The sequence below is a fragment of the Mesorhizobium sp. C264A genome (assembly GCF_040324515.1).
Taxonomy (GTDB): domain Bacteria; phylum Pseudomonadota; class Alphaproteobacteria; order Rhizobiales; family Rhizobiaceae; genus Mesorhizobium.
The window spans coordinates 38,735-61,180 of the sequence record NZ_JAMYVY010000002.1; the positions used below are offsets into that span (position 1 = coordinate 38,735).

Consider the following 22,446-nt stretch of genomic DNA (forward strand, 5'->3'; position numbering starts at 1 on the left):
TTGCGATCACGTCCCACGATGCCGAATGCGGGCAGCAGACTGAATATTTCACAATGCTAGACAAAGGCGTAAAACGCGACCATATAACGACATAAACATTTCATTATGCGTCATTGACAAAGAGCGGGTTGCTGTGATTGTCTGCTGTTGTGGTTCTCGCGTACGGTGCTGCCGCAGCGGAGCTAAGAGGGAAGCCGGTGCGATGCCGGCGCTGCCCCCGCAACTGTTAGCGGCGAGCCAATCCACTCATGTCACTGAGGCGAATACCCTCGGGAAGACGGGTAGAGGCTATGACCCCGCGAGCCAGGAGACCTGCCACGGCGAATTACGTCCACGGGCGGGGTGTCTCGGTGGCCGCTGCAACCGGCGTGCCGGCCTGCTAGCGCCTTCCTTGTCACCGACGCCCCCAACCATCGGGGTATGACATGACTGTCTCTCAGCAAATTCCTGTAGCAACGCTCGGCGTGCCGCGCTTCGGTCGTCGGCGAGAACTGAAATTCGCCCTCGAAAGCTACTGGTCCGGAACATCGTCCGCTGGCGACCTTCTTGCGACGTCGAAGGCGCTCCGAGCCGCTAGCTGGGAAGAGCAGCGCGATCGCGGCGTGTCGAAAATCCCGTCGAACGACTTCTCGCTTTACGACCATGTGCTCGACACCGCAGCCATGGTCGGGGCCATTCCATCCCGGTACGGCTGGAATAGCGGCGAGGTCCCACTTGACATCTACTTCGCAATGGCGCGCGGCAATCAGGGTCAGACGGAGGATTGTGGACACGCTGGTCACCAGGAGGAGGCTCATGGACCTGGTGTAACCGCGATGGAAATGACCAAGTGGTTTGACACCAACTACCACTACATTGTGCCGGAACTCGATGATGATCAGACGTTCGCCCTCTCGTCATCGAAGCCGGTCGATTACTTCCTCGAGGCTAAAGCTCTCGGCATTCACACACGCCCAGTCATCCTTGGACCCATCACCTTCCTCAAGCTGGCGAAATCGCGTGCCGAAGGATTCGGTCCCATCGCGCTCCTACCGCGGCTGCTGCCCGTTTACGAGCAAGTCCTGCAGAGGCTGAAGCTGTCGGGAGCCGACTGGGTGCAGATCGATGAGCCAGCGCTTGTCCTCGATCTGAACCCGAACGAACGAGCTGCGTTCGAATTCGCCTATGGCCAGCTGTCGAAAGCCGCGCCCGAGCTGAAGATCATGCTGGCTACGTATTTCGGGTCGCTGGGAGACAATCTCGAAACCGCGGTTTCTCTGCCCCTGGCCGGCCTGCATATTGATCTCGTGCGCGCTCCCGAGCAGCTGGAAACGGTGGGTCGGCTCGCTCCGAAGGATCTGGTGCTCTCGCTCGGCTTGATCGATGGCCGCAACGTCTGGCGTGCGAACCTGCCCGCCATTCTCGACCGCATCAAACCGATCGTCGCCGGCTGGCCCTTGGACCGCGTCGAAATCGCGCCTTCTTGCTCGATGCTGCATGTGCCGATTGACCTGCGCATGGAGACGGAACTCGAGGCCGACATCAGGTCGTGGCTCGCCTTCGCGGCCCAGAAGACCGACGAGCTGGTCTTGCTGGCCCGGGCCCTTTCCAAAGGCAGGGATGCGGTGGCAGCCGCGTTGAAAGCTTCTGCCGAGGCTGCCGCCACTCGCTTGACGTCCACGAAGATCCATGACCCGCTTGTTGAGGGGTGGATCGCCAGCATTGACCATAGCATGAAACGACGAGAGAGCGCTTTTGGCGAGCGCTCCAGAGTCCAGGCCGGCACGCTCGGGCTGCCGCCGTTCCCGACGACGACAATCGGGTCCTTCCCGCAGACGCCGCAGGTACGCCGCGCGCGGTCCGCTCATGCGAAGGGCCAGCTCAGTTATGTCGATTACGAGATTTTCCTGAAGAAGGAGATCGAGTCAGCAATTCGTTGGCAGGAAGAGATCGGGCTGGACGTGCTGGTGCACGGTGAGTTCGAACGAAACGATATGGTACAGTATTTCGGCGAGCAGCTGTCCGGCTTCGCCTTCACTCAGCATGCCTGGGTGCAAAGCTATGGGTCGCGCTACGTGCGTTCCCCCATCATCTTCGGGACGTATCGAGGCGCAATCCGATGACGGTGCGCTGGTGGCAATTCGCCCAGTCGCTTACGGAAAAGCCCGTGAAGGGAATGCTCACAGGCCCAGTGACCATTCTCAACTGGTCCTTTGTTCGAGACGACGTACCCCGCTCCGAAGCCTGCCGCCAGATCGCGCTCGCCATCCGCGACGAAGTGACGGATCTCGAAAGGTCCGGCGCAAGGATGATCCAGATCGATGAGGCCGCGTTTCGCGAAGGATTGCCACTGCGCCAATCTGACTGGAAAGCCTATCTCGACTGGGCTGTCGAATGCTTCCGGATCGCTTCAACGGGTGTAAAGGACGCGACTCGAATCCATACCCACATGTGCTATTCGGAGTTCAACGAGATCATCGACGCGATCGCTGGAATGGATGCGGATGTCATTTCGATTGAGACGTCGCGCTCCAAGATGGAACTGCTGGACGCCTTCACGAGCTCCAAATATCCGAACGAGATCGGTCCCGGCGTCTATGACATTCACTCACCACGTGTGCCGGAGGTCTGCGAGATTTCGGACCTAATCATGCTTGCCCGCGAGCGACTGTCCGACGGCCAACTGTGGGTAAACCCGGACTGTGGCCTCAAAACACGCAAATGGGAGGGTCCGCCCTGCCCTCATGAACATGGTCGCTGCAGCGCGCGCGCTCCGGGAGAAAGTGGCCTGAGGCTTCTCCTTCCTCACCGTGTGGTGAGCTACCGGCTGGCTCCTGTCGGCCGTGAACATGCCAAACCGGCACACTCTTGGAAATGAGCCACTCGGCGCAAATGTGCAATTTCCCTACGGCACGTGTCTTAATCCCGCAGAAATATAAATGTGGCACTACGCTATAATATTGGTTCCTTGGGGACATACAGGCCCCGCGCCTCGAACAAATCGGACACGCGTCGTTTCTCAAAGTAGACTGCTTGGCGCGTTCGCTCAGGCAGCGACAATATATGGTGCTGCGTCTGTCCGCCCCCAGTTGATCGCGCAGACTACGGGCGAGGTGGCAGGGTTCGGGTATCGCTAGCGTCCCGCCAATTCGGAGATGGACGTCGCAATTCGTGTCGCCAAGTAAAAATCGCCAATCATTTTCGATTGCGAGTCCGCAGCCGATTGGCCCTTATTTTCCTGAGATCTGCGTTACAGGCCGGGGCGTTGTCACCGTTTCTGAGGGTAAGATGGGATAGGCGACGTCAGGTGCCTCTCCGGTCAGCGAGTTGAGGAAGGCAACAAGCAGGTCAACTTCTTCGTCCGCCAGTACTACGCCGAGCTGGGTGGTCCCCATAATGGCGACGGCCTGTTTCAGATCCCAAACCTTGCCCGAATGAAAGTATGGCGCGGTGAGTGCAACGTTGCGCAGCGGCGCCACGCGGAAGACATAGGAATCGTCGGCTGCATTGGTGACCTCAAATCGGCCCTTGTCTTTGTCCGGCAGGACTTCGGCGCTGGGCCGTTCCACGAGGCCGAATGGGTAATAGGCTTGCCCACCAACGTTGATGCCGGCATGGCAGGACGAGCAGCCTTTGTCCATGAAAAGCACCAGGCCCTGTTTCTGTTCGGAAGTCATGGCAACCTCATCACCATTCAGGAAGCTGTCGAACGGGGCAGGTGTGACCAGTGTCGCCTCGAAGGCTTCGATCGCCTTGGCGAAGTTGTCGAAGGTGACCCGATCAGCTTCAGCCGGAAAAGCTGCATCGAACCACTCGACATATTGCGGCATGGACTTGAGAGTGGCGATGAGTTGGCCCGGTGTATTGGCCATTTCGATCCCGGCTTGGACCGGTCCCTTCGCCTGAGCCTTCAGGTCTTCGGCACGACCATCCCAGAACTGGGCGATATTGAAGACAGCGTTCAGTACAGTCGGCGCGTTGCGCTGTCCCTTCTGCCAACCATGGCCAATCGAGGTTTCGTGATTGTCGTCGCCGCCGGTGGCCAGGTTGTGGCATGAATTGCACGACAAGACGCCTGACGCCGAGACGCGTGGATCGAAGAACAGTGCCTTGCCGAGAGCGATCTTTTCCGGGGTGATCGGGTTATTGGCGACTGTCGGCGTGGTGGATGGCAAAGCCGTGAAGGTGGCCAATGCCGTATCTCTGAGGTCGGTTGGGATCCAATCCGCAGCAAAGGCGGTCGGTGCCAGCAAGGTGACAGCCATCGTACTGAATAGGATTTTCATAATTGGTCTTCCTGCGTCGTCCACGCAGCCATTATGCGATCTGCGGCTCATGAACGCCCTGAGCTAGATCAGCTTGAGGGAGAGGACGGGGTCTCACACCTGTTTTCGCAGCTGAGCTGGGACCCTCTTGGAAGTGATCGCTCTTCTCGATTGGACTTCAGGGAGGAGGAGTATCCCTGGTTGGCAACCGGTTTTATGCATCAAAGCACGCCCTGAGGGCGGCTTCGTAGATTCGGTCACTGCGATCTTCCAGCCAAGGTTGAGAAAGTCGACAGCATCCGCAAGACTGGCAATCTCTTGCACGATGTGCGCTGCACGCCTTGCGAAAAGTGAGCTTCTGAAACGTCAGGGTTCATTCGTTCCTCCTGACCTGCTGATTGCGTGAATCGGCCTTGTCGACACCCGCCGACTGCACATTGTGATGTCACCAGCGATGGCGGTTTCAATACCTAAGCAGCGACGGTCTATGCGACAGTATGGAGGTCGTAGCGGAATAGCCGTTCTGCCTTCATCGATCGTCACACCGGCATATAGCTCCGCTTCTACGAACATCCCATCACGCGAGGATGGCGCGGCGCTTGAGCAGGTCCACCCGCTGCAACTGCCTCACACCTTGATCCACAGATCCTAGGCGATGACCATGTTGTCGTCATCATTTGACGGGCGCGGGGCATTGGCTCATAAGCGAGCCACCGCGAACTGTGCGGTTGCCAGTGCGTAATGAAGTGAATTGGAATGATCTTCGGTTTGGGAAACACGCACGTCCGACGCAGCTTGCGTTGACAGAGGCGGTTTTAGGCGCAATAGCACCTCCGCTGGCCTATTTTGTGGAGTTCAATTGTGGGTCGGCCAAAGGCGCGGCGCCGGACCGGCCCCTTGTAAACGTAATCAAAGAGAGAGAGACCCTGCATGGAAGAAATCTTACCGCGCATCGCCACTGGTGCCGGCATCGGCCCGGCTGTCGCAGAGAAGGCCGTTGGGTTAATGCTGGGTTTCCTGCGGAGCCACGCGGCCGACGGTCCCGGCGCGCGCATGATCGAGGCCATTCCGGGAGCTTCGGAATTAGTAGCGAAGTATCATGGCGACGACCCAGAGGGTGGCGGCCTTATGGGGCTCGGGCAGCAATTGATGGGTGAGGGTCTCAGCATGGCAAAGATCGCCGCCCTCGCCAACGAGACGATCGCCTGCGCCAAGGAACATGCCGGCGACGAACTCGTGGACGAGGTCCTCAATTCCGTTCCTGGCCTTCCCCAGTTCGTCTGATTAGCGGCAGCCGGGGGCGCATGACCTTGTGCGCCCGTGCCGGCCCGTTTGCGCAGCAGGCATTCTCCGCCGGGCGTTCCGCACCGATCTCGTGAGACCACCAACCGCCGGGCACGCGGAGCGAGCGTTGGAGTACTTCATTCGTCTATCGAAAAATCAACTTCAGGCGATTCGATGTGTATAATTTCTGGCGGTAAGGGTTTATCCTGAACGCTTTCGATGAAGCCCGCGAGATAGGCAAACGTATTGTATTTCTCGAGGACTAGCCGCTTCGCCTCTCTTATTGCGCCGCGACGTTCCTTCCAGAGGTCTGAGTTGATAATTTCTTGAATTTTTTGGATTACGTTCTTGTCCTCTGGGTCAATCAGAACCATAGAGTCCGAAGGGAAGAACCTCGTGATTGCCGGGCTGCCGTAATAGATCGGCATTGTTTCAGCGACGAAGCAGTCCATAAGCTTCTCTGTAAAATAGTAATCAGCACGAGTATTCTCGAACGCTATACTGTAGCGATAAGGTGCGAGTGCGTTCCATTTATCTCCAATCAGCCGAAAACCTCGGCCGAACAGGTCAAAATCGAGCTCCTTTCTTAGCCGTTCCAGAAACGCCAGCCGATACCGATGTCCTTTAAGCAGGGCGATGTTACTGGTAATCCATGAGAGCCGAAGTGGCTTATCCATGACTTCGCTGACCAGAAGTTGGTCATATGTCTTGTTTACAGACCAAGACCGAGTGATCGGTGGAGACAAAACGAATCGGCGAGCTGCATTCTGCCGAGCAACCAGCTCTGCGTCAGACGTAAGGACGATAGTATTTTTCCCCTGCCCTTCATGAAATGCACGATGAGCTTTCGTCGGCGGTTCGCCGATTGCAAAAATTGTCCTGTTGGGGCTCGCCTCGATATCAACAGGGAGCCCAAAAAGAGAAGCAGAGTTAAAGACAATATGCCAATCGGGCACGAAGGATGTCGTGCGTACAAAAGCGACATTGTTCCAGATTCCACTGCCCTTTGGAGTGAGGTGGTGGATTGCATCATCCAAAACGCCCCAAGAATCTAGACATGTAGCAACAATGGGCGCCGGGCGTTCCGTCAACAATTTGGCCGACAAAGCAGTTCCACTCCCTTCACTCGTGAAGGTACTCAATCGCCATTCAGGATTGCGGTAATATCGGGCAGCATAAACCTTCCGGGACCTGCTGTCGAGGCAATTGTCGCTTTGCACTTGACCAGGTTCTTCCTCGCTTCGTGTGGTGATTAGGCCGGCTGAGTGGCAGCATGCGTGCCTAAGGAGTTCGCAGCCGGCGCTGCCTAATAATACGTTTGATCGTCTTCAGGCGGTTGATCAGCCCTTCCGCCTCGGCCGTTCTCCACGGCAGTTCAATGGCATCGCGAACGGGGTCAACGTCACGGCGTAGGACCAGACCGAAACGCGTGATGGCGATGAGCCGGGTGACGCCAAGTCGATCGAAGTGCCGAGCTTGCCCAACTCACAGGCCCCGCAAAATGCCGCGGAAGGGCATGGCAAGCCTGCGCATAGTGGCAAACTCATGTCATCCCTGCTTCAGGACGTCGACCTTCTGGCCTGGTTGATCGTCAGCACATCCCGAGGCTTGATCCAGAGGGACGCGGCGACTACCCGCGAGATCACACGGCCGGTCAAGGGATTCCGTATGAGGACGCGTCGCTGGCTGGTTGATGCTTATGGTTGAAGCAGGCGACTCACTGTCCTCGCCCGGCCTCTCGGCGCGGCGCCAGCGTGCGAGAAGCCGCTCCAGATTCGAGAAGCTGCCCGTGTCGCCGCGCTGTTTGATATCGTGGAACAGGTGTCATCCGCAGCCATTGCCGCCTCTCCAGGACCGGCTAAGAAACGCCTCGAAATACATTGATGTCCTAGGTTTATCAGCGGCGGTTCCCAGCCCCCTTGCAAGAGCGGCTCACCGGCGATGAACTTACATCTTTGGCCATTGCCAATGAACGTTTGTTCCATCGTCCCTGACGCCCACCATCAAGCGATCACTATCGCTCGATTTCACAGTCCAAAGAAGCAAAGCGAGCAAAAACAGCGCGCTTAGCCTCAAGGCTACTAGCAACTTCGGCGCTAAGTTAGAGCGGCACGCGCCACGCACCTCTGCAGGGTCGCCAATAACGAGTGGCTCAGCGGTCACGCCGCGAAATATGGCGCATCGATGTCGCTTCTGGACGAGCATTGGCAATAACGCAGTCAGAGACATTGTTGCTTTCAGCGGCAACCGGCCCTATGAAGCGACGCTTCGCTGACTATGTTTCACCGCCTGGAGAGTTTCATGACAGAAGAAGCCGGAAAAAACGTCGACACCCTCATTGAGCTTGCCGCCGACGTCGTGTCGGCCTACGTGTCTAACAATCCGATCCCGGTGGGGGATCTCCCTGCCCTCATCGGCCAAGTGCATGCGGCTCTGAGAGCGACGGCCGGAGGTATCTCTGCACAAGAGCCGGTTGCCCTTACGCCTGCAGTCCCGATCAGGAAGTCGGTGACACCGGACTACATCATCTCCCTTGAAGACGGGAAGAAATTCAAATCTTTAAAGCGCCATCTGTCGACCCACTATGGGCTGACGCCGGGTGAATATCGGGCCAAATGGGGCCTGCCGGTGGATTATCCCATGGTGGCGCCGAACTACGCCGCGAAGCGTTCGTCACTGGCGAAAACGATGGGGCTCGGCCGCAAACCGAAAGCGCCGAAAGAGCCGGAAGCGCCGGTGCCGACGAAGCGAACTCGCAAGAAGGTCGCGGCTTGATTGCGGCAATTGCTGCAGCGTTGCAGCCGTCGGCTTAATCTGGGCGTCGCATAAAAAAGGCGGGGCCAACCCCGCCTTCCTTTCCAACAACTTGTTTCATGAGGAATTCGCGACCCATGCAGCAATCTGCTGGCCTCAGTTTTTGCTCGGTCCCATCGAGCGGCCGTGAGGACCTACGTGCCTACTCTTGCCAGGACGCAGGAGAAAATTTCAACCAGCTTTGCTGAGGCTGCCAGCGGAGGACTTGCCAGTGCGGCGATCCTGCTCGAGCTCATAGTTGATCTTCTGGCCGTCAGCGAGGGTCGAGAGGCCCGCGCGTTCGACAGCGGAAATGTGGACGAAAACATCCGGACCGCCATTGTCGGGCTGGATAAATCCAAACCCCTTGGTGCTGTTGAACCACTTTACCGTTCCAGTCGTCATATACTTGTTCCTTCTTCTACAATGCACGTGGGCGGCCATTAGGCCTGTCCGAGTCATAGCCGAGAGTTGGGCGCAGCAAAAAGCGAAAAATTGTTAAGCCCCGATCAGCTGGCGCACTCCATTGTGGGCGTAGCCGCCAGCAAGCACTGTCCTATCTACCGCTCGAGCGTGGCCGGAAGCGCCCAAATTTCTTCCAACGCTCCTCAGCGCCACGTCGATGGCTCGTGTTTGGAGGCGCGGGACGTAAGGCCGACCGCTGCTCGTGCCGCCAGGTCAAAAGGCCGGGTAGTTCACGGAGCTGCCTTCGTGCATAACACCTTGGGAGCGCCTTAAGGAGTTTCGAGTTGCATTGTTTCAAGAGGGTCGAGGGGTTGATCGATGCGACCAGCGTGGAAGCGATCGATAGCGCGCGCGTTTTGCTGGACCAGTTCAAGGGCAAGTCAGAAACAATCGCCCAAGCGATTGACGACTTCCTGCTTGATTTCATGACCTTGCTGTTTGTGGTAGAAGCCACCCGCGAGCAGTTCCACAATCCGGCGAGGCGGTTAGCGCGCATCAGATTGAGCAAGGTAAGGCTGTTACTCACGCGATGCTCTTGACCTAAGCGACCACTCGCCAGGGTGCATTTGCAGCCGAGCGCACCAGGCGGTATTTTATGCACATGAAATCCTAAATTCTGCTGTTTGGTTCCCATGGACGACGGCAAGCGCGGACAGCTTCCGTGCTGCTGTCCTGCAGCGGCAAATGTGCTGCATGCCCCATCCAAGGCGAGCTCGACGTTTGTTTCTTACGTTGACCAAGGTCCCGCGAAAACACTCCCCTTTCCGCAGCAACTCATCACTGTTCAACCGCCTCGCGGCAGGCCATCACGCCAGAAGACAGCAACGGCATCGTTTTTCCCGCCCAGTCTTACGACCTCGTTTTCCAGCGCCTCGCGAATGTCGCCACCCGCCGTTTTTTTCAGGTCCGTCTTCGCGCGCGAGCTGGGTCCGCGCCCACTTAGCTACGCTGCTCACGCCTCTACCCTTCAGCACCGCCCGGTCTGACTGTCGAGGACATCGGTCCGCTGGAGCGACAACATTTCAATTCTGACCGTCGGTGCAGCGGCCTTCGAAGCGCATCCCGTCCCCCTTCCCCAGCAGCGCGCCCAATCGTCTTCCAATGAAGAAGATATTCTCAGCCGTGCTCGCGTCGCCTTCAGCCCTGTTCGATGGCCCACAATGTCGGATGCACAACATGTCAGACTGACTTGTCCACATGCCTCGAATGTTTTCTGATCTGGCACGGTGCATGCGTGGTCGTCCGCAAGGCGTCGCGGATCAAGGAAAATCCCTCCAATGACCATCCCCCCAAGAACACCGCCGCCGGTCTCCTGGGCTCATCCCAAGATGAGGCTCGAGTGAGCCCTGGCCGCATGATTCATCTGGCTCGGCCTGCCCGCGATCCTCCCACGGGATCGAAGACGCAGCCCGTTCATGAAAATGAGGAACAAATCACTGCCTCGAGACTTGCCTTTCCAACCGGAGCCATCGATCACCCCCTGGCTGCGCACGTCGTTCACTGCCACCGCCCTGGCCTGGCGACGACCGCTCCGGCTCTGGCCGCCACCGACGGCGGCAAGATTTCCTGCTCGATGATGGCATGGAACGGTCGACATGACCCCGCGCAAATCGTCACTCACATGATCTGGCATAAGGTCCGCAGCGCCGACGAGCCACCGGGCAAAACTTGCCCCTTCCCTCGAGCGTCTGATCTTCAGGGCGACGCCCAACCGCCCCGACAGCGAGTTCGACGGAGCCGTCTCAGTCAGCGGCTACAATACCGCCCTCATTGCCTATAAATCGCTTTGGGCGAGATGATGGGCTTCGAGGCCGATCGCATGTTCAACCTCATTCTCAACGACGATGATATCGAGACCGACGAAACGTGATCCTGGAGGAGCGCCGTTGGCGCAGAGAGACGGACCCTCAGGTCTGGTGGACGAGGAGGTCAACGCGACGTTGCGGCCGAATCAGCCCTACCGCATTCCGGTGAACGGCTGGACGCGGGAGATGGAGAAGCTGAACGGCACCGATCGGTTCACGATGTGCAACGAATACCGCCGACCGAACAACGCCGTGCTGGTGGTGGCCGGCGACGCAGAGCCTGAGACGGTGAAGGCGCTGGCCGCGAAGACCTATGGCAAGGTTGCGCGCGGGCCGGACCTGCCACCGCGCAACCGACCGGTCGAGCCCGACTAGTAGAACCGCTAGGCGTCTTGTAGCGTATTCTCCCTCCCACTTGGGTACCGTGGTCTGCTAGCTGTATGGCCGAGGCCCTATAAGGAACCTTTACGTCCGGAATACACACCGCACCTGCTATGGACACCTGCCGCGTTGAGGAGGAATCGGATATTGCCCCTGTGCCTGCCGATGATCCGTCACCTGCGATCCCCTGACCTGTTTGGACCCATCGATCGCCTGCCGGCACTTGGCACGCGGATGGGCGAGCGGACATTTGAGGTTCTCAACCCGTCGACCGGCGAAGTGCTGGCAGAACTACCCGATATGGGTGTCGAGGAGACATGCGCTGCGATCGACAAGGCCTATGTCGCGCAGCCTGGATGGGCAGGGTTTACCGCACGTGAGCGCAGCGACGTTCTATGGCGATGGCATCAGTTGATCATCGACCACGCCGACGATCTCGCTGCAATTCTCACCGCGGAGATGGGCAAGCCGCTTGCGGAAGCCAAGTCGGAGATATCGCATACTGCGGCGTATCTGCAATGGTACGCCGAGGAGGCAAATCGCGTCTATGGCGAGACGATCTCCGCACCATCGGCCGACCGCCGAATGCTGGTGATCAAGCAGCCCATCGGGGTCGTGGGCACGATAACACCATGGAATTTCCCGGTGTCGATGGTGGCGCGCAAAATCTCGCCAGCCTTGGCGGCGGGCTGCACGATTGTCCTCAAGCCCGCTGAACAGACGCCGCTGGTGGCTGGAGCAATGTTCGCCCTCGCCCATCAGGCAGGCTTTCCCGAAGGCGTCGTCAACCTGATCTACGCATCCGAAGGTGACGCGGTCGGCCGCGAACTTTGCACAAATCCCAAGGTCCGCAAGATCAGCTTCACCGGGTCTACTGAGATCGGGCGCTTACTCATGCGCCAGTGCTCGGACCAGATCAAAAAAGTCAGCCTAGAGCTCGGCGGCAATGCACCTTTCATCGTCTTCGATGACGCCGATATCGATGCCGCGGTGGATGGTGCCATCCAGGCGAAGTACCGCAATGCCGGCCAGACCTGCGTCTCAGCGAACCGACTTTACCTCCAGTCGGGCGTTCATGACGAGTTCGTCGAGAAATTCGTTGAACGGGCTCGCCAACTTCAAGTTGGTGACGGTTTCGCGCTCGGAGTGGACATAGGACCCCTCATCGACAAGAAGGCTTTGGCCAAGATTGAATCCCATATTGCCGATGCCGTAGCTAAAGGCGGCGCGATTCGATGCGGGGGCAAACGCATCGGCACGAATGGCACGTTTTTCCAACCAACGGTCCTGACCGGTGTCACCAGCGAGATGACCGTCGCGCGCGAAGAGACATTCGGGCCGCTCGCACCGATTATTCACTTCAAAGATGCCGATCAGGTCGTGCGTGATGCCAATGAAACGATCTACGGCCTCGCGGCCTATTTTTATGCGTCCAACCTGAAGCGTGTCTGGCGTGTCGCCGAGGCTTTGGAATATGGAATGGTGGGGGTAAATACCGGCCGGATGTCTTCGGAAGCGGCGCCGTTCGGTGGGATAAAACAGTCCGGAATCGGGCGGGAGGGTTCCCGCCATGGCCTCGAGGACTACCTCGAAATGAAATATCTCTGCATGGGCGGCATCTGAAGCATCGGCTTGCAGGGTCACAGGCCGAGTACCTAGCGAGCGATCCCCAAACATGTAAATTGTAGAATCGCTCCTCGATTAGGGCCGTCATACCGGAGCAAACACGCAATCCTGAGGAGCACCCTAATAATTTAGGCATCTATCTCTCCCGCGACAAGCGTCTGCATTTTCGGCGAAGATCTCGTGAATGTTAAGGAGGATACGCTTGCGATTTGGCGGCCCTCGCCGAATAAGTTCAGACGAAGGGCTGTGCGTTGCGCGGGTCTGATTGGAAGCTTGTGCACCGTGCCGGATGCTGAGCGCTGGTTTTGAGCAATATCGTGTTTCGGACCCGAATTTGAACCTGCTACATTCCGATTGTCAGTAGCTCAGTTGTTCTTCGGCTGAATGCCGCGCCGGTACAGTCTCGGACAGAATAGAAGATAGCATCACGCAGCCATTCGCATTCACATTGGTGATCGGCGCACGTTCCAGGCGCCAGGTTGACCAAGCGGGTCGAATCGCATGACAGCCTTGACCCGCTGGAGGACGGAATCCCGATGCCGCAGAGGCTGGTCAGCGCAGTCGAGCCCACACGGTATTGCGGCACGAACAGCAAGGGCTGGGAAGCGATCGGCCGAGCGGTCCTCGAAGGCGCGGGCCAGGGTTGTCGACGACGCGCTGGTTCAGGTCCGCTAATCTGGTCTCTACCTTTGATAGCGGCTTCGGTCGCCCCAGTGACAGCATATTTGGCATGGTCGGCTTTGGTTGCCGCGCAAATCTGGTCGAGATTGGGACAGCTCACTGGTGCACCTTTGGGCTCATAGTGCTTCCTCCTCATCGAGATGAGGATTGCCGGACTTGGCGTAGAACACCAACACGGGTCTGAGATCAAAGCGCGTCCCTGGTGCAAGGCGCTGGACGGACCGGGGCCATGTTTCGGTTGAGATGCCATCGATGCCTCGCGCCAGCGTTCTGGCGAACCGGGGCATTAACGGAGCGAGTGTCGTTGCCAGGATCGCAGCGGCCGTCGTCTGAAGGGCTAGCGAAGTCCGATTGCGGGCGGGATACAAACGTTGCGCCGCCGCAAAGTCTCGCGCCCCGCGGTAGATCACGCAATCGCGCACGAATTCGCAGACCTGAGTGGCCGCGCGCCGGACCGAGAAGCCTTCGTCCGAATAGGCGCGCTCCATCGCAGCGCGATAGATCTCTATGCGAGCAAAGAAGGCGCGGTCGACCGGGCTCCAGTCGCCTGCATCGGGTACACGGCCGGCAAAATCGTGCTTGATTTCCTGGTTCAACGCCCCAAGCCAGTTCAGCCAGATGCTTTGGAACACCTCGTTCTCGGTGCGGCGCAGCGCGTCCAGCGTGAAATCCGTCCGCTCCCCTTCCGGGCGTGTCAGGCCCAAATGAAGGCGCACGACGTCGACTGTCTTTGGGCTCAGAACCTCCTTGCCCCAGACCGCGTGGCGGCAGCTGGTTGAGAACTTCTTGCCGTCGAGCAGGTAGAACTCGTTTACGTGATAGTGGATGCGCGGCGTCCAGTGGGAGAAGACCTCGGCGTAAAGAGCGGGGTAGAGTAGCGCGTGGTAGAACGAATTGTCGAAGCCGAAGAAATGGACAATCTGCCAATCGCTGCCGGGCATCTCCGCATTCCAGTCGCGACCCACCGAGCGGCCGAGCGCCTGGATGTTGTAAAGAAAACCGAAGGCCATCTCCGGCCAGACCCAGATCACTTGCCCCGGGAACCCTTCGGCCGGCAGGCCCCAGTCCGAGGGGTGGGTAATGGGTACTGAAAATCCGCCGCGTTGGCGTAGGCGCGCGAAGAGATCCAAGATGCGTAGCGGGACGCCTGATGCCCTTAGATGCCGGTCGATATTGTCGTAGCAGCGGTCCAGGGCAAGTTCCGGACGGCGGAGGGAGCCGACCAGCGGCGCTTCGGCAGACTGCCGTGACCGCGCTGCACCCAAGTCGTGGCAAAGGTTTGGGGCGCCGCATTCCTCGCAGATGTTGCCAGCGGCGGAGCCGCCGCAATCGGGGCAGAGGCCTCTAACATCCGGCTCATAAAGATAGTGGCCTGTCACAGCATCGAAAAGCGCGGGGCTCTGGCGCAGATCTACCGCCGTGCTGCTCAGAAGAGTTCGGAAACACGCGGCTTGAAATTCGCGGTAACCGTCATCGCCCATTGTGGCTTGGAAGCTGTGGACGTCACAATCGAGAAGTGCGAGCGTGGCGCGAATCTCGTCGGAATAGTAGCGCGCCACGTTTGCAGGCGTCCATTGATCGGTAGCCGCGCGTGTCGCGACGTAGCTCTGGTAATCGTCGCTTCCGGTCAGGTGATACGCCTCGACTCCTTTCATGCGCAGGAAACGGGTATAGACGTCAGCGCCGAAATAGGGGCCAGAAAGATGCCCCAGATGCAGATCGCCATTTGGCGTTGGCGGCGCGGAGAAGACGAAGGTCGGCCCGCGTGGAGCCGTGGTCTTTGCAGCGGCATCAAGGGCGGCCTCGCCGTCCCGCCAGTAGACATCGACGAAATCCAGGTCTTTGTTCCCGTCATTGCGCAGCACATGCGCTTCAAAAGGATGGAACAGAACGACGTCGCCGGCCCCGACCGAGATTTCCCCAAGGTCGGTGGTGACCTTGCCCGCACCAGACAGGACCACGAAGGCCTCGATTTCGTCGTGCCGATGGGGCTCGGATGTGACCCCGGGTCCAACCTTTCCGAACGAAAACCCCGTGCGAGCACTGCCCGTTCCAAGCGTGGCTGTGTCGATACCGAACGCTCGCGACAGCTCCGTTCGAGAAAACGTGTATTTGCGCATGACAATCAACCTAAGCTGTTGAAGAGTGGGACGGACCTTCGGCTGCCGACGAACAGCCTCAAGTGCACTTCATGGAGAGAAACGGCAGCCCGACCCGTTGGCGGCCCGGCCAGGATAGTGCAGCTCTGGGCCGGCAGGCGGGCGACCAAGGGGGGCGCTAGGTCGGGCTGTAGGCACACAGAAGGCCGCCTGTGACCCCTCCACAATCCACGTGCCAAAGCGTCCGATGCTCCACGAGCCCGCAAATCAGACCGCCATACCGTCCGCGCATTTTTTGAGCGGTCGATCAGTTTCGTGTGCATGCCTCCGCCTGGCTGCGTGAGCTCAATCGCGATAGAAGATGCCATTTGGGGGCTTGAGATTGTCGAGATCGGCCACTTTGCCCTCGGGCGGGTTAAGGGCGCGCTTAAGCACGTTATATTCAGCGCGGGTCGGCCCACCGGTTGAGGCACGCTGGAACACCAAGTAGAGTGTCCGCCGAGAACGGTTGCTTTTGTTCGGTCGTGAGTAGTGCGGCGCGTAATCGTCGAAGATGAAGATGTCGCCAGCCTTCCATACTACGGGTTCCCAGGAGAACGTTTCGGCGACTGGAGGATCGATCACCCCACCGGCATCCATGGGGAACACCCCCTTCTTGTGGTTGCCGGGGCTGAAGAAAAGCCCGCCGTTTTCCGGGTCGGAGTCGTCGATGCCTACGGCAACCACCGCATGGACCATCCGGTCGGGGAGTTTGTGTGGAATGTGATAAATGTCCTGATGCGGGAGATAGCCGCCGCTGTCGGGGTAGTGGAAAATCAGCAATTCCTTGAGCCTGCGCGAATCTTCGCCAAGCAAATCATCGACTGCTGACTTTATGCGCTGATCTTCTAAGAGCAAACGACGCAATGGATCATGGAAGTCGAGAAAATTCTCGATCTTGGATATGATCTTTCGATTGTCCGTCGTCTTCTCGAACCACATAAGCCATTTATCATCGCTAACATCCCAGCATGACACATCTTCGACAAAATTGGAGATATCTTCCTGAGCCGCTGGCGCAAAGAAGCTTTCAAGCCTGACGTATCCGTCTTTCTGCCACTTGTCTCGTTGTGTATCAGTCAACATGCGAAAGGCCTCCTTTTGGAAAGACTGGTTGGTCGGACATCCCAATTAGGGCAGTCGGGCGCTTTGCAAGTTGCGGGTCCACGGAGACGGTCCCATGCATGTGGGACGGCGATGCTAAGTGCGTTCCGCTCCGACGGATTTTGTCCGCAGAAGCTCGGCGCGAGACTTCCTATGTCAGGCTCAGCCGGGTCCAGGGGTTCGGTAAACTGGGCCGGATCAATCGGTTCACCCGGTCCAGCCGCGACGCGCATCGCTAAAGGCCGGCACCATCCGCTGACCGCCGACCCAGCCATGGCCGGCAAGACCACGGCGCTCTTTCGAGTGAGCGACCTGGTACGGTCTTGACAACCGTAGGGGAAATGAACGCCCCCAGAATAATGCGATGCGCCGCTTGGTCCAAGAACTTGTTCGGTCTCGATGATTTCGGAGAAGCCTCCGGCCTTCGCAGCGGAGGCGGACATCATTCCCAGGATGCCACCGCCGATGACCAGAAGTTTACGAGTCATATCCCGCTGCCCATTTCTTCGGCTACGGGGGCGGGCCAGTTCTCGATCGAGGTATGGCTGATGAAGCCAGGATGCTCGGGGTTCGCGCATGGCGCGCGCCCAAGAAGGCTATCGAGGATGCGGCGCGCGCGCCAGGCCAGCAGGCTTAGGTTCGGATCGGCCAGGCCGCGCTGCCCGAGGCTCGCGTTTTGTACGAAGATGCGTCTGTCACGCGGTCCGTCCCAGCTCACCGAAAAGTCCTCGCGAATAGCTAATTCATTGTCGATATGCTCCAGCCGGTGCGCGATGGGTTCCAAGAAGTCTGGGATCGCGTTCTCGTAACCGGTGGCCAGGATGACGATATCAGCCGCGACTTCTTCGAGCTCGACCATGCCGTGCTGCAGGGTCAGCCTGTGACCCGCGCCGGCGTTGATGCAATGCGAGACGGTGCAGCCCGGCCGCAGTGTGATGTCGGATCGGGTTGGCTCGAAAAATGCGTGGCGGTAGAGCGCCTGATAGATCGCGCGCAACGTGCTTTCCGAAATTCCGTCTGAGGCAAGCACGAAACGCCGCAGCAGCAGCTTACGCTGCGACTCGCTCATCGCCGCGAAACGATCCGAAAAGCAGGGCATGAACAACTCGTTTGTGAACGGGCTGTTGTCCAGAGGCAGATAGTTTTCGCGCTGCGAGACCCAAGTGATCGAGGCAGGCCGCCGTTCTTTCGGCAGGCCGATAAGATGTAACATCACCTCGGCTCCCGATTGTCCTCCGCCGACCACGCAGACATGCTTTCTCCGCACCTCAGGGTGAATGTGCAGTAAAACAGATGAGTGGAACAGGTTGCGTCCAGTCCAGCCCTGGAACTGAGGCGGAATTTGCGCCTGTTTGCCAATGCCGACCACGACTTCTCTGGCGCCGAGAACCGCCTTATCCGTCCGCACCCGAAACTCGCCGTCAAAGCGGATTTCGCGCACTGTCTCGCCGCCACGCACAAGTGGGTTCCTGTGGAAGACCCAGTTCAGGTATTGTTCGAACTCCACTCTGAGCACGGCTTCGAACTGTGCGTTCAGGAAGTGATACAGACGCCCGTTCTCGTGCAGGAAGTTTACGAAAGTGTAGGCTGATCGCGGATTCACTAGAGTGACCAGGTCCTTGAAGTGGCTGACCTGGAGCTCCGAGGAATCGAATGCACTGCCTGGATGCCAGCGGAAGTCGACCTGCCGATCCAGGAACACCGCCCCTTTCCCAACTTGCTCGTGTAGCTGACACGCAAGGCTCAAATTGGACGGGCCAGCACCGATCCCAACGCAAGATAACTCCACTGCTTCCTCCTATAGAGTCTTCCCACTAGGCGGCTTGTTCGCGGCGAATGCCGGCCGCAGCCACTGGGCCCCCTCGCGGACGTTCGGAGCACCGGTCCCGACCGGGTTTGCGAGCATTTGTCCAGCGCGTTCGCGTCGCCGAATGTAGACCGGAGCATTCCAGCGCGGTGAAATCGAGGGGGTCAGGCCGGCGACGTGGGGCAACGACGTATGTCTTTCCGTTCGTCTCGATGCCGCGTCGCCGTCACGCGAGACGCTTTGCAGGCCCATTAAGGTGTTTGAAGCCGGCCCAATCGCCGGCCCGACCATGACGCGCCGGCCTTTCGGCGGCTTGATGGCAGGCGAAAGCGCGGTGTTCACTACGGCGACGGCATTTTCGGTGCGCATGATCATGGATGACGTCTCGCTGATGCGTTCGCAGAGTCCCATGCATGGGCCGTGCCAGAGAAGGAACTTTATTAAACAATGGGTTGGCGGATTACGATCCTGTCCGAAATCCGACATTGAGGGGGACGCTTCAGGGCGGCGCCCGATTTGCACTTCGGATGTCGCCTTTTTCCGAATAGCTAATCCGGCACCCTGTGCATCAGAATACTTCTCTTATGGGGACCAGCACAGTCTTCATGAACGGACAGTGCAGAACCCTGCGATATGCCGTGTCCATCGAGCTCAGCAGTTGCAAGAGCTGCCAGATCCTTCGCCCTATCGTGCCGTTGCACTGGCTCGATCCCGACATCCTCGGAGGCCGCGATCATGAAGAGTGACGCAAACTCATGTCCGCCGCGAGGCCTCTCTCATGGGGAAGCAATTCTCGGTGTCGGATCGGTGCTCTTGATGAGATGGTTGCGGATGGCGCATGCGCAGACCTAAGCGCATCAATGAATGCGCGATATGGGACCTTCACCAACTGGACTGTCGAATCTCGGTAAAAATAGCCGGAAGACAATTGCATTATGACCACTCTGCCGGTTCCAAAAGCACGTGCGCCATGCGACTCAATCCAGGCGGAGGGATAAGGCCGCAAAGCAGTTTTTTGCGCGCCGACGGCTGGGCCAGGATGGAGCCATCGTAAACGCAATGATTCGATGATCGCCGCCACGGAGTCCTCAGGCTGTGCCGCGCCCGACACCGGCGACGTAGTGGTCATCGATCCCGTCGCCGATGTCGGCCGAAGCTCGGCCAGTTTCGCGGTGAGCTTCACGGCTTATTCCGCAGTGCCCACCGAGCTCGCACAGGAGGTTCTATAAGACAGTCACGGCTGCACTCGTTGTCGGGTCTCCGACAAAGTCGGACATGAGACTACCCCGCAATCAGAGCCATAGCACTGTTGTGGAATGATTTTCTCGTTTGGCACGACACGTGCAAGGGTATCCGCAAACGCGCTGCGGCAAGGACTGAGGAGAAATCATGCCATGATCAAGCTCGCCGAACATGCAGTCGCAGCCGCGACAACTGGGCCTTTCCGAGCCGACAGGACGTTGCGGCTGTTTTCCAGTCGGCATCATTCGTCACGTTATCCGGACATGACCGTATTCGATTTCCGCCCAACGCTGAATGCTCCCGACGATGATGCCTATCTTTGGCTCGAAGATGCAGAAGGCGAACGGGCACTTGTCTTGGCCCCCACCCAGTCGGCCAGGCCCCTGGGGCACTTTGGTGGAACACAGTTCGATCGCGACCACGACGCCCTGAAAGCGATCTTAGACCATCCTGACACGGTTTCCCGTGATCACGCCCCGGTCAGTACCTCTATAATTTCTGGCAAGATGCTGGAAATCCGGGCGCTGTGGCCCCGGGGGGACCACCCTTGCCGTCCGCTGATCCGGCTCGAAACCACGACGCGGGAACGACGCCCGGGCCACGCGCGTTAGACGGCCCCAGAGCTGCAGGCCTTTGGTCATCCCACTTAATTGTGTGTGAGTACAGGTCGGCGATTGCGAGCACGGGGAAATCCTGCGCGGTCCCACGCAAACTGCGCAGGAGCGCTCCGCCAATCTCACGCAATTCGAGCAAGACTTTCGTAGTCCACTGCATCATTTCTAAACAGCAAGGAGAGAATATCATGGCGAGAAACCAAATGCTCGCGGCACGGGGAGTAACAGCGGCCGTTGTCCTCATCGTAACGGGACAGCAGGCTGTCGCGGCGGACCTTGCGCAAGCGGCGAGCGTCCCGCAGGCGGGAGCCTCGGTCACGGAAGCGCCAAGCCCTTGGCAGATCCGCCTGCGTGCTTTGGGGGTCGTCACTGAGGATTCTGGCTACGTACATGCAGTGCCCGGCTCCCGTCTTTCCTATTCGGACACTGTGACGCCGGAACTCGATATCTCCTATTTCTTCACGGGCAACATGGCCGCCGAGCTTATCCTCGGCACCACCTACGCCAACATCGAGGGCCAAGGAGCGATTGGCGCGCTGCGCAATATCGGCAAGGTTTGGCTGCTGCCGCCCACGCTTACATTGCAGTATCATTTTACCGATTTCGGCGCGTTCAAGCCCTATGTAGGCGCCGGCGTGAACTACACGATCTTCTGTAACCAGGGTGCCGGCAGTGCCGATGCTCTCAAGGTTAAGAATACATTCGGCACCGCGCTGCAGGTCGGATTCGACTACATGGTGGATCAGCACTGGGGTGTTAACTTCGACGTGAAGAAGCTGTTCCTCAAGCCAGACTTTGACGTAACGGTCGACGGCGCGAAGCTGACGGGAAAGGCGGAGCTCGATCCCTGGTTGATAGGCGCAGGTGTCACCTACCGCTTCTGATGCGCACCGCGAAGGCGGGCTGCTGACAGCCAATCTGAAATGAAGGGCGCCTGGGCGCCCTTTCCACGCCGGAGCTGCACGGGCCAGTCGACCCGGATCATTAGGGGGGTGGGGCCTTGTAACCTTTGAGCGGGGAGGTGTCCGAATCGGAGGAACGTTCTGATCAACTTTATGCGATGGCCATCCAACCCATAGCAGCCGATTGTCGGGGCTGCTTGAAGAAGCCGCTGTTGAGGGCGTCCCCGCCTGCACCCGTCCAGGTACTTGCCAACAACAGCCGACAGGCTGCCCCGCGCCAGGGGCGCGAAGCCGAACGGGGCAAGATCGCTGAAGCCTCTCGAAGAAGGCCGGGGTAGTGTGCTGAGAGTTTGCAAATTCGCTGAGAGGGGGCGGTCATGGCAGGCTGGTGATTGTTCACGTCACCGATTCCCGCGAAGGAACGCCACCATGACCAGACTGAAGTTAAGACGCCAACGCTGCCGTCAAAGACATTTTGCTTTCGAACCCGGATGGATTGCACGAAGTGCTCCGTGCGGTGATGCAGGAGGTGCTTGAGGCCGAGATGGAAGAGGCGCTGGGTGCCCAGAAAGAGATGCAAAAGGTACCCCCGCGCGAGATAGAGCATCAACCGCCAGCGTGGCATGTCCACCTCCGTCAGCCAGAACCACAATCCCAGCCCCTGGTATGGGAAGAGGAGTGCTTGCCAGAAGCGCAGCTATCGGAAGCAATTCGTCCGAGCGGTCGACCAGCGTAACGCCCATTTGCGGCAGCACCCTCAGAGCGATATCGTCAGCCCCAGCAATTGAACCCGTATCAGAAAGCGCCGCCCATCAATGAAACCTTCATTGTAGATTGCAATTGAACGAGTGCTCTTGCGCAGCAAAGCTCTTCGATCAGTTCGTCATATCCAACATCAGCCCGGTTACCCAATCCAGCGATGATGTCGAAGCCGGGAGCATCAATCGCGCGGTTATCCTCGAGTACGGTCACGATCATGTTGCCGCTTTGCGGCAAGACACTGACCGGTCCCAATGGCGGCAGTTCCGGCAGGCCCATTAGGTCCGCCTGCACGGTACAGTTTACCATCCCTGACGTGTTGGGCCCAATGATGCGGACCCCGCTTTCTGCTAAGGCGACACGCAATCTCTTTTCCGTGCTTGCTGCTTGGTCTCCCCGCTCGCCAAACCCATGTGCGACAATAATGGAACCCGCGATGCCCTTTTTTGCCGCACTGGAGAAGAAGATCTGGCACCTCCTCAGCCGGCCGAACTATCACCGCCCTCCGGAGGGGCATCAATTTCGGTGACTACGGGCGGCAAAGATCGTGTCCCGCGGCGTGGTGTAGCTGGCGGCATTAGTTGCCGTGCTCTCCGGCATG

General features: G+C 58.7%; 15 protein-coding genes, 2 pseudogenes and 1 riboswitch. Of the genes and pseudogenes, 9 read left to right on the forward strand and 8 right to left on the reverse strand.

From position 1 onward, the window contains the following. Positions 1-133 precede the first annotated feature (133 nt). A riboswitch (cobalamin riboswitch) is annotated at positions 134-334 on the forward strand. 91 nt (positions 335-425) lie between these two features. Further along, positions 426-2,771 (forward strand): annotated as a pseudogene (metE, locus tag NKL04_RS19335) (5-methyltetrahydropteroyltriglutamate--homocysteine S-methyltransferase). Between the two features lie 438 nt (positions 2,772-3,209). Here the strand turns inward: metE and NKL04_RS19340 are convergent. Then, positions 3,210-4,265 carry a cytochrome-c peroxidase gene (locus NKL04_RS19340; protein WP_023702971.1) on the reverse strand — a complete coding sequence of 352 codons (1,056 nt, stop codon included), beginning with the start codon at positions 4,263-4,265 and terminating at the stop codon, positions 3,210-3,212. 909 nt (positions 4,266-5,174) lie between these two features. Between NKL04_RS19340 and NKL04_RS19345 the strand changes: the two genes are divergently transcribed. After that, entirely contained in the window at positions 5,175-5,528 is a 354-nt protein-coding gene (locus NKL04_RS19345) for a hypothetical protein (RefSeq protein WP_023702970.1), read from the forward strand. A 137-nt stretch (positions 5,529-5,665) separates the two neighbouring features. Here NKL04_RS19345 and NKL04_RS19350 read toward each other — a convergent pair whose 3' ends face one another. After that, positions 5,666-6,748 (reverse strand): glycosyltransferase family 10 domain-containing protein, encoded by a 1,083-nt coding sequence (locus NKL04_RS19350; RefSeq protein ID WP_156951525.1) that lies wholly within the window; start codon positions 6,746-6,748, stop codon positions 5,666-5,668. 1,081 nt (positions 6,749-7,829) lie between these two features. Between NKL04_RS19350 and NKL04_RS19355 the strand changes: the two genes are divergently transcribed. Then, positions 7,830-8,303 (forward strand): Ros/MucR family transcriptional regulator, encoded by a 474-nt coding sequence (locus NKL04_RS19355; protein WP_023702968.1) that lies wholly within the window; start codon positions 7,830-7,832, stop codon positions 8,301-8,303. A gap of 210 nt (positions 8,304-8,513) precedes the next feature. Here NKL04_RS19355 and NKL04_RS19360 read toward each other — a convergent pair whose 3' ends face one another. Next, complete coding sequence (locus NKL04_RS19360; RefSeq protein WP_023702967.1) at positions 8,514-8,726, reverse strand: cold-shock protein; 213 nt, start codon at positions 8,724-8,726, stop codon at positions 8,514-8,516. A 371-nt stretch (positions 8,727-9,097) separates the two neighbouring features. Here NKL04_RS19360 and NKL04_RS19365 point away from each other — a divergent pair, with 371 nt between their 5' ends. From NKL04_RS19365 to NKL04_RS19375, 3 genes are all read left to right on the forward strand, one after another. Continuing rightward, positions 9,098-9,325 (forward strand): hypothetical protein, encoded by a 228-nt coding sequence (locus NKL04_RS19365; protein ID WP_245260682.1) that lies wholly within the window; start codon positions 9,098-9,100, stop codon positions 9,323-9,325. 1,377 nt (positions 9,326-10,702) lie between these two features. Next, the gene (locus tag NKL04_RS19370) at positions 10,703-10,966 is read left to right on the forward strand and encodes an insulinase family protein (protein WP_023702965.1); all 264 of its coding nucleotides are present in this window, start codon (positions 10,703-10,705) and stop codon (positions 10,964-10,966) included. 171 nt (positions 10,967-11,137) lie between these two features. Beyond that, complete coding sequence (locus NKL04_RS19375; RefSeq protein WP_198029344.1) at positions 11,138-12,595, forward strand: NAD-dependent succinate-semialdehyde dehydrogenase; 1,458 nt, start codon at positions 11,138-11,140, stop codon at positions 12,593-12,595. A gap of 800 nt (positions 12,596-13,395) precedes the next feature. Here the strand turns inward: NKL04_RS19375 and NKL04_RS19380 are convergent. The 4 genes from NKL04_RS19380 to NKL04_RS19395 all read right to left on the reverse strand — a co-directional run bounded on the left by NKL04_RS19380 (position 13,396) and on the right by NKL04_RS19395 (position 18,703). After that, a complete protein-coding gene (locus tag NKL04_RS19380; RefSeq protein ID WP_023702963.1) occupies positions 13,396-15,399 on the reverse strand; it encodes a class I tRNA ligase family protein in 2,004 nt (667 codons plus the stop codon). 324 nt (positions 15,400-15,723) lie between these two features. Next, entirely contained in the window at positions 15,724-16,503 is a 780-nt protein-coding gene (locus NKL04_RS19385; RefSeq protein WP_023702962.1) for a phytanoyl-CoA dioxygenase family protein, read from the reverse strand. A 502-nt stretch (positions 16,504-17,005) separates the two neighbouring features. Next, on the reverse strand, positions 17,006-18,310 hold the full coding sequence (locus tag NKL04_RS19390) for a lysine N(6)-hydroxylase/L-ornithine N(5)-oxygenase family protein (protein ID WP_023702961.1): 1,305 nt from the start codon (positions 18,308-18,310) through the stop codon (positions 17,006-17,008). A 9-nt stretch (positions 18,311-18,319) separates the two neighbouring features. After that, a complete protein-coding gene (locus tag NKL04_RS19395) occupies positions 18,320-18,703 on the reverse strand; it encodes a hypothetical protein (RefSeq protein WP_352724229.1) in 384 nt (127 codons plus the stop codon). A 1,019-nt stretch (positions 18,704-19,722) separates the two neighbouring features. Here NKL04_RS19395 and NKL04_RS19400 point away from each other — a divergent pair. The 3 genes and pseudogenes from NKL04_RS19400 to NKL04_RS19410 all read left to right on the forward strand — a co-directional run. Further along, positions 19,723-20,181 carry a hypothetical protein gene (locus tag NKL04_RS19400; RefSeq protein ID WP_156951523.1) on the forward strand — a complete coding sequence of 153 codons (459 nt, stop codon included), beginning with the start codon at positions 19,723-19,725 and terminating at the stop codon, positions 20,179-20,181. 206 nt (positions 20,182-20,387) lie between these two features. Next, complete coding sequence (locus NKL04_RS19405) at positions 20,388-21,068, forward strand: OmpW/AlkL family protein (RefSeq protein ID WP_280938727.1); 681 nt, start codon at positions 20,388-20,390, stop codon at positions 21,066-21,068. Between the two features lie 490 nt (positions 21,069-21,558). Next, positions 21,559-21,681: pseudogene (locus NKL04_RS19410) on the forward strand (transposase); the annotation flags it as partial. Between the two features lie 200 nt (positions 21,682-21,881). On the opposite strand, the gene NKL04_RS19415 reads toward NKL04_RS19410, so the two are convergent. Continuing rightward, a complete protein-coding gene (locus tag NKL04_RS19415) occupies positions 21,882-22,124 on the reverse strand; it encodes a hypothetical protein (protein WP_156951522.1) in 243 nt (80 codons plus the stop codon). Between the last annotated feature and the right edge of the window lie 322 nt (positions 22,125-22,446).